The following is a 10,713-nucleotide window of genomic DNA, read 5'->3' as shown; positions in this document are numbered from 1 at the left end:
CCTCGAACCCCCGCCGGTGTACACGGCAGGACGACGCACGGAACCCGAAGATCGTCCCGTCGACGGCACGCCTGTCATCGACGTCGACCGCGGCGGGAAGATCACCTGGCACGGCCCCGGCCAGCTGGTGGGATATCCGATCGTGAAACTGGCCGAGCCCATCGACGTGGTGCGGTATGTCCGACGCATCGAGGAAGCACTGATCACGGTGTGCACGGACCTCGGCCTGAACTGCGGGCGCATCGACGGCCGCTCCGGCGTCTGGCTGCCCGCCGCACTCGCAAACGGGCAATGGAAGCCCGAGCGCAAGGTTTCTGCCATCGGCGTGCGCGTCCAACGGGGCGTGGCACTGCACGGCTTCTCCCTGAACTGCAATTCGGTCCTGACCGGATTCGACAACATCATTCCCTGCGGCATCCGTGACGCCGGGGTCACGACACTGTCGCAGGAACTCGGTCGCGACGTCACCGTGGACGAAGTCACTCCCGCTGTGACCGAGGCAGTGATCGCTGCTCTCGACGGAACCATGCCCGTCACCGAACGGAACGTCGAGCGCGTCACCTTCGAAAGCGCCTCGCCTACTCCGACTTTTACTACCGTTCAGTACAGCTGACGGGCTCGCCCAAACCCCGTTGCAGTAATCACCGGGCGTAGGATCACTGTCGTGACTATCGCCCCAGAAGGACGTAAGCTGCTCCGTCTCGAGATCCGAAACGCGGAGACGCCCATCGAACGCAAACCCAACTGGATCAAGACCCGAGCAAAGATGGGCCCCGAGTACACGGAGCTCAAGGGCCTGGTCAAGCGTGAAGGTTTGCACACCGTCTGCGAGGAAGCGGGCTGCCCCAACATCTACGAGTGCTGGGAAGACCGCGAAGCCACGTTCCTGATCGGCGGCGAGCAGTGCACACGCCGCTGCGACTTCTGCCAGATCGACACCGGCAAGCCCGAAGCCCTCGACCGCGACGAGCCCCGTCGCGTCGCGGAAAGCGTTCAGGCCATGGGCCTTCGGTACTCCACGATCACCGGCGTCGCCCGCGACGACCTTCCCGACGGCGGCGCCTGGCTCTACGCCGAGACCGTCCGCAAGATCCACGAACTCAACCCTGGCACCGGTGTCGAGAACCTGGTTCCGGACTTCAACGGCAAGCCCGAACTGCTCGACGAGGTCTTCGCCTCACGCCCCGAGGTACTCGCACACAACCTCGAGACCGTCCCCCGCATCTTCAAGCGGATCCGTCCGGCATTCCGGTACCAGCGCAGCCTCGACGTCATCACCGCAGCACGCGACTACGGACTGGTCACCAAGTCCAACCTGATCCTCGGCATGGGCGAAACCCCTGAAGAGGTCACCGAGGCGATGGCAGATCTCCACGCCGCCGGTTGCGACATCCTCACCATCACCCAGTACCTGCGACCCTCGCCCCGGCACCACCCCGTCGAGCGGTGGGTCAAGCCCGAAGAGTTCGTCGCACACTCGAAGGCTGCAGAAGAGATGGGCTTCGCCGGCGTCATGGCCGGTCCGTTGGTTCGCTCGTCGTACCGCGCCGGCCGCCTGTATGCGCAGGCCATGGCACATCACGGCCGTGAACTTCCCGAGGCGCAGCGTCATCTGACCGAGGGCGGCGACGCTTCCCAGGAAGCCAGCTCACTCATGGCGCGCCTGAATCGCTGATCCACTTTTTGCTGTGCGCCTTTATTAACCGCGGGCGGTTAGTAAAGGCGCACAGCAATGGACGTATCCTGGGTACATGGCGAACGGCAGCAAATCCGGTAAGGGCAAACCCACCAAAGAGGCAAAGGCTGCAGCGAAGGCTGCCCGCAAGCAGGCTTCCAAGGAACGTAGAACTCAGCTCTGGCAGGCATTCCAGATGCAGCGCAAGGACGACAAGCTCCTCCTGCCGCTGATGATCGGCACCCTCGTCGGTGCGGCTCTGGTCTTCTTCCTGGTCGGCCTCATCTGGGGCCTTCAGTGGTTCCTGCTGCCGATCGGCATCGTTCTCGGTCTCCTCGGCGCCTTCATCATCTTCGGTCGTCGCGTCCAGAAATCGGTGTACAAGAAGGCTGAAGGTCAGGCTGGTGCCGCTGCGTGGGCGCTCGACAACATGCAGGGTGCGTGGCGCGTCACGAATGCCGTCGCCGGCACTACCCAACTCGATGCCGTTCACCGCGTCGTCGGACGGCCGGGTGTCATCCTCGTCGCCGAAGGTTCGCCGCAACGCGTCAAGGGCCTCCTCGCGCAGGAGAAGAAGAAGACTGCCCGCCTCATCGGCGACACCCCGATCTACGACATCATCATCGGCAACGACGAGGGCCAAGTTCCGCTCTCGCAGCTTCAGCGTTACCTGAACAAGCTGCCTCGCAACATCGACACAAAGCGCATGGACAACATCGAAGGCCGACTCGCTGCACTGAGCGCACGCGGCGGCGGAGCAGCGCTTCCCAAGGGCCCGATGCCCGGAGGCGCGAAGATGAAGGGAATGCAGCGAACCATTCGTCGTCGCTGACACTCCCCCACAGCAAAACGAAAGACCCGGGCCCACACGGACCCGGGTCTTTCTTTACTTCGAGAGATTTGTGTCAGCGCGATTTCACGAGCAAAGTGCCGGTCGCGCGGTCCTGCATACCGCGACCGTCGATGTCGGTGATGGTCGCGGGAATCAAGAACACAAGCAGTGCCTGACGTCCGAGCGCGCGCACGAAGCCCACTCGGATCGGGCCTTCGATACGCGCAACCTGAAGTCCGAGGACGAACTGCCCCGGGGTGAAGTTGAACAGAGCCACGGTGACGACACCGACGGCGAACCACACCATCAGAGTGACAGTCGAGGTCATACCGTCGAAGAAGTCACCGGTGATGAGCGAGGCCACTCCCACAGCCATCACCCAATCCACCAACAGTGCCGCGATACGACGGCCCGAACCGACCAGCGAACCCGGACCCTCCTGAGGGAAACCGAGGAGCTCGCCACGGTACGACTGCTCACGGCCGTCCGCGCTCTTCGGCAAAGCTGCTTGCGGCCCAGAGAGCCAAGTTCCGGTGATACGTGCCATGCTGTCCAGGATAGGCGTCGCAGCACCGTAGTCCAGATTTGCCGGGTTTTAACTGTGTGGCCGGTCACATGGGCTTCGGAAATCCCCAGGATGCTGCGACGCGTAACACTGCCGAAACAAAGGGTTGACGAGCGGGCAACACCAGCTCCCTACCGTCTGCCTCGACGGATTCAACCGACATCACTTGGCTGAAGCGACTTAAGGAGCACAAGCGTGGCGTTCACCACGGCCGAAGAGGTCATCAAGTACATCGCGGACGAGAACATCGAGTACGTCGACATTCGGTTCAGCGACCTGCCCGGCGTCCAGCAGCACTTCTCGATCCCGGCGTCTGCTTTCAACCAGGACGTGTTCGAGGACGGCCTCGCATTCGACGGATCTTCGGTCCGCGGATTCCAGTCGATCCACGAGTCCGACATGATGTTGCTTCCCGACGTCACCACGGCGCAGATCGACCCCTTCCGCAAGGCGAAGACCCTCAACATCAACTTCTTCGTGCACGACCCGTTCACTCGTGAGTCCTACAGCCGCGACCCGCGCAACGTTGCCCGCAAGGCCGAGGAGTACTTGGTCAGCACCGGCATCGCGGACACCGCATTCTTCGGCGCCGAGGCCGAGTTCTACATCTTCGACTCGGTTCGCTACGACTCCGGCATGAACTCCGCTTTCTACGAACTGGATTCCATCTCCGGTTCCTGGAACACCGGCGCAGAGACCAACGCCGACGGCTCCCCGAACCTCGGCTACAAGGTTCGCGCCAAGGGTGGCTACTTCCCCGTCGCTCCGTACGACCACTACGTGGACCTGCGCGACGAAATCTCCACCAACCTGACCAACGCAGGCTTCGAGCTCGAGCGCGGCCACCACGAGGTCGGCACCGGCGGACAGCAGGAGATCAACTACAAGTTCAACACGCTGCTCGCAGCTGCTGACGACCTGCAGCTGTTCAAGTACATCGTCAAGAACACCTGCTGGCAGCACGGCAAGTCCGCAACCTTCATGCCGAAGCCGCTCTTCGGTGACAACGGCTCGGGCATGCACGTCCACCAGTCCCTGTGGAAGGACGGCAAGCCCCTCTTCCACGACGAGTCCGGCTACGCAGGCCTCTCGGACATGGCGCGCCACTACATCGGCGGCATCCTGCACCACGCTCCGTCGCTGTTGGCCTTCACCAACCCGACGATCAACTCGTACCACCGTCTGGTGCCGGGCTACGAAGCCCCCATCAACCTCGTGTACAGCCAGCGCAACCGCTCGGCAGCTGTCCGTATCCCGATCACCGGCAACAACCCGAAGGCAAAGCGTCTAGAGTTCCGCGCACCCGACTCCTCGGGTAACCCGTACCTCAACTTCGCTGCACAGATGATGGCCGGCCTGGACGGCATCAAGAACAAGATCGAGCCGATGGCTCCGGTCGACAAGGACCTCTACGAGCTTCCCCCGGAGGAGGCTCGCAACATCCCGCAGGCTCCGACCAGCCTCGAGACGGTCATCAACCGCCTCGAAGCCGATCACGAGTACCTGACCGAGGGTGGCGTCTTCACCACCGACCTGATCGAGACCTGGATCTCGCTCAAGCGCGAGCAGGAAATCGCTCCGGTCAACCTGCGTCCGCACCCGTACGAGTTCGAGCTCTACTACGACGTGTGATCCGCATCCTGACGTAAGTCAGACCTGCGAGTACCGAGTCCACCCGTCCCGCTTCTGCGGGGCGGGTGGACTTGTTTCGGTCCGAGGGAGATCCTTCGGACAGATGATGACCGGCCTTCATACCGGACGCGGTCGAATCGCGGATCAGCCGCGGGCACGTTGACCGATGGCCGCATTGGTGACGATATGGGCGATTCGACCTGCCCGTGTTGCGTCTCGAGCGGCACTGACGATCCACCACAGCATCTGTTTGCGGGCGCTGGGCGGAAAACTGTCCCAGTTGCTTCGCGCTTGCGTGTCCAGGTCCAGCGCCGCCTGCAAGTCAGATGGTTCCTCGAGGTCTTCGACTTGGTCGAGAATCGTCCACCAACCAGTGGATTTCGCGGCAGCAATGGCACCACGACCAGCAGCGGTCATGAGGCCACGCGCCTCCATATCAGCTGCGCGTTCGCGGTTGAGTCGGGTCCAGGAACTCTTGCGTCTCCGCGGTGTGAACAGTTGCAAATTGCGCTCTTCGTCGAAGACGGTGTTGGTGGAATCGATCCACCCAAAGCAGATCGCTTCCTCAACGGCCTGAGGGTAGGGGCAGCGTGGTCGGCTGGTGGTGGTGCGCCAGGAGCACAACCACACTCCGCGGCCTGACGTGTGATTGTCCGTCAACCAAGTTCGCCACTGTTCGCGAGTCTCGGCGTGGATGATCGGGTAGTCGAACTTCCACGTCTGGGGGTGGACGGAAGCCGGCGGCGATGATTTCGAATCGGTCACTTACTCTCCAAGCCTAGAGGGAATCGGATACGTGTCTCGATAGACGAGGGGCCTGCGCAGGGAACACGTCCCCGCGGCAACTTGGACGTGAATGGTCTTGTCGCGCAATCCTCTTCTGACTGTCATGGTGGCGAGACCCTGAGGTGAAGGGCGAGCCGACTGACGGTGTCGGCAAGCTCGGTTGGTTCGATGACGACCACTGGGGCGGTGAGCGCAATGCGCGCAACCGTCATGGCGAGCCTGCCGAGATCCTCGCTGCGGATCTGGACAAGGCAGCGGTCCGCTGCCACCTCGATCGGTGTGTGGTCAATCCATCTGAGTACGCCCGCGAGGTCGGCGAACGTGGCTTCGATGGCGAGTTTTGCATCGTGGTGACGGGGTGGCGAGCCCACTGATCTCGCGACGAAGCCTGCCGCGTCACCGCCCGGTATCTCGCGGGGAGTGAAATGACTGCCTGCCAGCCAGGGCTCCGAGAGCCGGTCCAGTCGAAATGTTCGCCAATCCGAACGATGGTGGTCCCATGCTACGAGATACCAACGACGTCCCGCCGTGACAAGGCGGTGCGGCTCGACGAGCCGTCTGCTGCTCTCGCCATCACCTCGCCGATAGTCGAAACGAACGTGCTCGTGGTCGCGACATGCCGCAGCGAGCACACTGAGTGCTTCGGGATCGACGATGTCGTCATCTGCCCGCCGCATGGAACTGACGCTCGAATGCAGTGCCGACACACGTCGGCGTAGTCGATGGGGCAGGAGTGTTTCGATCTTCGTCAGCGCGCGCAGCGACGTTTCTTCGATGCCTCCGATGGCGGCCTCGGCGGCGTAGCGCAGTCCGACGGCTACCGCCACGGACTCGTCATCGTCGAGGATCAGGGGCGGCACGTGCGCCCCCGTTGCAAGTCGGTAGCCCCCGTATTTTCCGGACGTGGAATCGACCGGATAGCCGAGGTCGCGTAGGCGATCGATGTCGCGGCGCACCGTCCGCTGCGTGACATCGAGTCGTGCGGCAAGTTCGGCACAGTGCCAGAAGCGATGAGTCTGAAGGAGCGAGAGCAGTTGCAGTGCTCGGCCTGTGGGATCGTTCCGCATTTCTTCAGATTGCCAGCGATCTAGGACTTTATGTGTCCACGATGCTCCCTATCGTCGGAGCAACCGGTCGATCCAGACACGAGATCGGTACTCGACTCAAAGGAGCATCCGTGAATCCATCCGACTTCCCCAGGCCCGTCCTCATCCCAGTGAACGGCGTGGAACTCGAAGTCTTCGAAGCAGGGCGACACAATGCCGGGAAACCCATCGTGTTGTGTCACGGATGGCCAGAGCACGCCTATTCCTGGCGATACCAGGTGCCCGCCCTTGTCGAGGCGGGCTACCACGTCATCGTCCCGAACCAACGCGGCTACGGCAATTCATCACGCCCGACCGAAGTGACGGACTATGACATCGAACATTTGGCGGGTGATCTCATCGCACTTCTCGATCACTACGGCTACGACGATGCCACCTTTGTCGGTCACGATTGGGGTGCCTTTGTCGTGTGGGGCCTTACCCTGTTGCACCCGGACCGGGTAAACAAAGTGATCAACCTGAGCCTGCCCTACCAGGATCGCGGAGAGCAGCCGTGGATTGAGTTCATGGAAGCCGTGCTTGGCGGTGATTTCTACTTCGTCCATTTCAATCGACAGCCGGGCGTCGCGGACGCGGTGTTCGAAGACAACACCTTCCGGTTCCTCCGCAACCTGTACCGGAAGAACGAACCCCTCAGGGAACCTCAGCCGGGTATGGCGCTGATCGATCTCGCCAAAGCAGAGACACCACTCGGTGAGCCCCTGATGAGCGATAGAGAATTGGCCGTTTTCGTCTCCGCCTTCGAATCGACAGGATTCACGGGCAGTGTGAACTGGTACAGGAACCTTGACCGCAACTGGCATCTGCTGGCGGAGGTGGACCCGATCATCCAACAGCCCACACTCATGATCTACGGCGACCGTGACGCGATCGCGAGAGCTGAGAACCTGACAGAGTTCGTGCCCAATGTGGAAGTAGTCAATCTCGACTGCGGTCACTGGATCCAACAAGAAAGACCCGAAGAGACCAACCAAGCGATCTTGAACTGGCTGCAGCGGCAGGATGCCACATAGTTTCAAGGCTAGGTGCGGTCTCAGTGAAAATGTCAGTCTCATTCAAGTCCAGTAGGGGGCTTGATCCGGACCGACCTTCTTCGAGATTTGGCGAGAGCGTCGGTAAACAAACCATGCACTCAACCCGACGATGGGCACAAGCCAAATCCCGACAGAGAAGGCGACAGCGCGCCACACACCGACTCGCCCGGACACGGAAACCACATCGGCCGTTCCGACAAGACACAGGGAAATCCAAATCAAGGCGAGAATGAATCCGCCGCCGTACAGAAGAACGAATGCCCCAAATCCGTCCATGCAGTCCATTCCACTGTCGGCGCAGTCCTGAAGCCCCGCCGCACCGAGTAGGGAAATGTACACAGTGGCGATGCTACGGGCCAGCGCGTCCCGAACTGCCGAACAAGCGGGCGGATTCGGCGATGCGAACGCCGCACAGCCCGAACAGAGTAGAAGCCCCACCCCCGTGGGGAGGGCGGGGCTTCCTCTGGTCCGGCGCTCACGCACAGTGGGAGGGTGGTGGACATGCCGGACCGACGACACGGCAGGGAGTCAAGCTGCCGCGCCCAAGCGCTGACCTGAAGGAATGCGCCTGAGATCGTGGTTACGAGAACCATCAAACCAGACAAACTGGACGCATGTTCAGGAATCGAGAGATTCGACCCCGCACGTCAGAAAAATCTCACTGCACCCGATAGGTTTCGCTGCGGCCAGGATCAACCAACCGCCGCATGATCTCGTACGCGCGGTCCGGATCCGTGTACGGCGGAATCATCATCAAAACGAGTTGACGACCATAGATGTCGTCGAAATACATCAAATCGTGGGGCTGGCCAGGGTACGGACCCCGCACTTCCAGTCCGTCGACCTCGTCGATACGACGCTGCGCGCTACTGATCGTGTTCCAGTCGAACGCAACCCTCGCGATCGGCCCCAGCCGCAACGAAAGTGCGGATATCAGATCGTGAAGCTCCGCCGTGACGTTCGTGGTCCACGGGAACCACGCGCCGTCAACCGATGCCTTGACGGCACCTTGCCCACGAAGCAGGAATCGCGGAGTCCGCGTCGGCGACGGGAAAGGTTGCCCGACATGGCGCTGCGGCGCTTCCATTGCATAGTCGAGAGTGCTGATGTGCGCCATGACGAGGCTCCTTGACGGAGGATTCGTGGAACCGTCAGGCAGAGGTGCCCGGTCGTGGGTTCCATACCTTCAGACTAATCCGCTACGCAATCCCGACTACGCGTCGACGGAAATGATCACGCCGGTGTCGCCGTACGGGAACGGACCATTACCGATGTGACCGAGGGTGTTGAAGAATTTCGAAATAGGCACCATCACACCGTATTTCGCTTTGACTTTGCTGCGGATCTCGTCGAATTCAGCTCCACCGCTCACCAACTGAGCGGTCCCGGTGACCGGCGACGCACCGTCGGCAACCTTTCCGCGATTGTTGCATGGCACGACGGAAACCCGTGTGTTGTTCCGCAGCCGCTTGGCCTTACCCGATTTCGAGGAAGTCCAGAACCCGATACGTCCGTCAGACAGCGGCACGACCCAGGTCGGCGTGGCCACAGCGTCACCGCTCTTACGGAATGTGGTGACCGAGATCGTCTTCTCTTCGCCCAGGGACATGAAACGAGCGTATGCCTCCACAACCTCCACGACCATGCACGCGAATGAATTTTCTCTACCCCAGGAGTTTCAAAACGGACAATTATCCGGACGAAGGTGAACAACAGGTGCCGAGTGGTGGAAATGTCGCGGAACGACCCCGTCTCAGGTCGATTTGTGGCCCGCCGGTGTTGGAACATGACTTCTCGTGAATGCGGAACTCATCGTTCTCCTCGTCGTCGTCGTAACCGCTCTGGGGTTCGACTTCACCAACGGTTTTCATGACACTGGCAACGCTATGGCCACGTCGATTGCAACCGGCGCCCTCAAGCCCAAGGTGGCAGTCGCTCTGTCTGCTTCCTTGAACCTGGTCGGAGCTTTCCTCTCGGTAGAGGTTGCTGCCACCGTGGCCAAGGGTGTGGTGAACCTCGGAAATGTGGGTGGCCAAGCGCTGCTCACCATCGTCTTCGCCGGCCTTGTCGGCGGCATCATCTGGAACCTGGCAACGTGGTTGCTCGGCATCCCCTCGAGTTCCTCACACGCGCTGTTCGGCGGACTGATCGGCGCCGCAATCGCGTCCCTCGGAATGAGCGGTGTCGCCTGGAGCGGCGTCCTCAGCAAGGTTGTCATCCCCGCAGTTCTCGCTCCCGTCGTAGCCGGCTTGGTTGCCGCGGCCGGCACCTGGCTCATCTACCGCATCACCTCCAACGTCGGAGAAGAAACCAAGGACAAAGGTTTCCGACTCGGCCAGATCGGTTCGGCTTCACTCGTTTCCCTCGCCCACGGCACCAACGACGCACAGAAGACCATGGGCGTCATCTTCCTCGCCCTGGTAGCCCACGGAACCATCTCCGCCGACGCGGACATGCCGTTCTGGGTCAAGCTCACCTGCGCGCTCGCGATCGCTGCCGGAACCTACCTCGGCGGTTGGCGAGTTATCCGCACGCTCGGCAAGGGACTTGTCGAGATTGCCGCACCCCAGGGCATGGCAGCCGAAGCATCCTCTGCTGCAATCATTCTCACCTCCAGCCACCTCGGCCTTCCCCTCTCGACCACCCATGTGGCGACGGGTTCCATCATGGGAACCGGTCTGGGACGCAAGGGCGCCGAGGTTCGTTGGGGCGTCGCCGGACGTATGGCGGTCGCCTGGTTGATCACTCTCCCGTCCGCTGCGATCGTCGGCGCTCTGTGCTGGGGACTGGCCGACATCGTCGGCGGCCTGCCCGGTGTCCTGGTCGTCTTCGCCGTGCTCATCGCGTTGGCCGGCTGGATGTACCTGCGCTCCCGCAAGGAGCCCATCGATCCGAGCAACGTCAACGCCGAGTGGGACGGCGGCCTGGTACCCGCAGAGGTCCCCGGTCCGGACGCCCGCGTCACCACCGACGTCAAAGCCTGAAAGAGGGAATCGACATGGATATCTTGAAAAACACCGTCGACTCGCTCTGGCAGGTCGTACTGGTCGGCCTCCTGCTGGGCGCCGGACTACCGGCGATCT

At 61.8% G+C, this 10,713-nt stretch carries 11 protein-coding genes; 6 read left to right on the top strand and 5 right to left on the bottom strand.

What is annotated here, in order from left to right; genetic code table 11:
- From lipB to ACYP01_RS18540, 3 genes are all read left to right on the top strand, one after another.
- On the top strand, positions 1–613 hold a 613-nt coding region (lipB, locus tag ACYP01_RS18550; RefSeq protein WP_459681657.1), incomplete at its 5' end, for a lipoyl(octanoyl) transferase LipB.
- A gap of 51 nt (positions 614–664) precedes the next feature.
- Complete coding sequence (lipA, locus tag ACYP01_RS18545; RefSeq protein ID WP_003941610.1) at positions 665–1,675, top strand: lipoyl synthase; 1,011 nt, start codon at positions 665–667, stop codon at positions 1,673–1,675.
- Between the two features lie 76 nt (positions 1,676–1,751).
- The gene (locus tag ACYP01_RS18540; protein WP_003941625.1) at positions 1,752–2,507 is read left to right on the top strand and encodes a DUF4191 domain-containing protein; all 756 of its coding nucleotides are present in this window, start codon (positions 1,752–1,754) and stop codon (positions 2,505–2,507) included.
- Positions 2,508–2,580: 73 nt separating this feature from the next.
- Here the strand turns inward: ACYP01_RS18540 and ACYP01_RS18535 are convergent, their stop codons facing one another.
- Positions 2,581–3,054 (bottom strand): RDD family protein, encoded by a 474-nt coding sequence (locus tag ACYP01_RS18535; RefSeq protein WP_459681654.1) that lies wholly within the window; start codon positions 3,052–3,054, stop codon positions 2,581–2,583.
- A 213-nt stretch (positions 3,055–3,267) separates the two neighbouring features.
- On the opposite strand from ACYP01_RS18535, the gene glnA reads away from it, so the two are divergent.
- On the top strand, positions 3,268–4,704 hold the full coding sequence (gene glnA / locus ACYP01_RS18530; protein ID WP_003941609.1) for a type I glutamate--ammonia ligase: 1,437 nt from the start codon (positions 3,268–3,270) through the stop codon (positions 4,702–4,704).
- Between the two features lie 144 nt (positions 4,705–4,848).
- Here glnA and ACYP01_RS18525 read toward each other — a convergent pair whose 3' ends face one another.
- Both ACYP01_RS18525 and ACYP01_RS18520 read right to left on the bottom strand, forming a co-directional pair.
- Positions 4,849–5,469, bottom strand: coding sequence for a YdeI/OmpD-associated family protein (locus ACYP01_RS18525; RefSeq protein ID WP_459681652.1), 621 nt, complete (start codon positions 5,467–5,469; stop codon positions 4,849–4,851).
- 122 nt (positions 5,470–5,591) lie between these two features.
- The gene (locus tag ACYP01_RS18520; protein WP_459681650.1) at positions 5,592–6,557 is read right to left on the bottom strand and encodes a helix-turn-helix transcriptional regulator; all 966 of its coding nucleotides are present in this window, start codon (positions 6,555–6,557) and stop codon (positions 5,592–5,594) included.
- A gap of 110 nt (positions 6,558–6,667) precedes the next feature.
- On the opposite strand from ACYP01_RS18520, the gene ACYP01_RS18515 reads away from it, so the two are divergent.
- Positions 6,668–7,609 carry an alpha/beta fold hydrolase gene (locus ACYP01_RS18515; RefSeq protein ID WP_054826291.1) on the top strand — a complete coding sequence of 314 codons (942 nt, stop codon included), beginning with the start codon at positions 6,668–6,670 and terminating at the stop codon, positions 7,607–7,609.
- 679 nt (positions 7,610–8,288) lie between these two features.
- Here the strand turns inward: ACYP01_RS18515 and ACYP01_RS18510 are convergent.
- Together ACYP01_RS18510 and ACYP01_RS18505 are read right to left on the bottom strand one after the other, a co-directional pair.
- Positions 8,289–8,747 (bottom strand): DUF5994 family protein, encoded by a 459-nt coding sequence (locus ACYP01_RS18510; protein WP_459681648.1) that lies wholly within the window; start codon positions 8,745–8,747, stop codon positions 8,289–8,291.
- A gap of 96 nt (positions 8,748–8,843) precedes the next feature.
- Positions 8,844–9,239: a PPOX class F420-dependent oxidoreductase gene (locus ACYP01_RS18505; RefSeq protein WP_459681645.1), complete on the bottom strand. Its 396-nt coding sequence runs from the start codon at positions 9,237–9,239 to the stop codon at positions 8,844–8,846.
- A 187-nt stretch (positions 9,240–9,426) separates the two neighbouring features.
- On the opposite strand from ACYP01_RS18505, the gene ACYP01_RS18500 reads away from it, so the two are divergent.
- Positions 9,427–10,614: an inorganic phosphate transporter gene (locus ACYP01_RS18500; RefSeq protein ID WP_047270833.1), complete on the top strand. Its 1,188-nt coding sequence runs from the start codon at positions 9,427–9,429 to the stop codon at positions 10,612–10,614.
- Positions 10,615–10,713: the final 99 nt, after the last annotated feature.

Source organism: Rhodococcus sp. no. 34 (assembly GCF_054589475.1).
The sequence above is the reverse complement of the archived record's forward strand: the minus strand, read 5'-3'. Positions and strand labels throughout refer to the sequence as shown.

Coding starts and splice junctions, on each gene's coding strand:
- ACYP01_RS18540 (WP_003941625.1), top strand. CDS start 1,752: ATGGCGAACGGCAGCAAATCCGGTAAGGGCAAACCCACCAAAGAGGCA.
- ACYP01_RS18535 (WP_459681654.1), bottom strand. CDS start 3,054: ATGGCACGTATCACCGGAACTTGGCTCTCTGGGCCGCAAGCAGCTTTG.
- ACYP01_RS18520 (WP_459681650.1), bottom strand. CDS start 6,557: ATGCGGAACGATCCCACAGGCCGAGCACTGCAACTGCTCTCGCTCCTT.
- ACYP01_RS18510 (WP_459681648.1), bottom strand. CDS start 8,747: ATGGCGCACATCAGCACTCTCGACTATGCAATGGAAGCGCCGCAGCGC.
- ACYP01_RS18505 (WP_459681645.1), bottom strand. CDS start 9,239: ATGTCCCTGGGCGAAGAGAAGACGATCTCGGTCACCACATTCCGTAAG.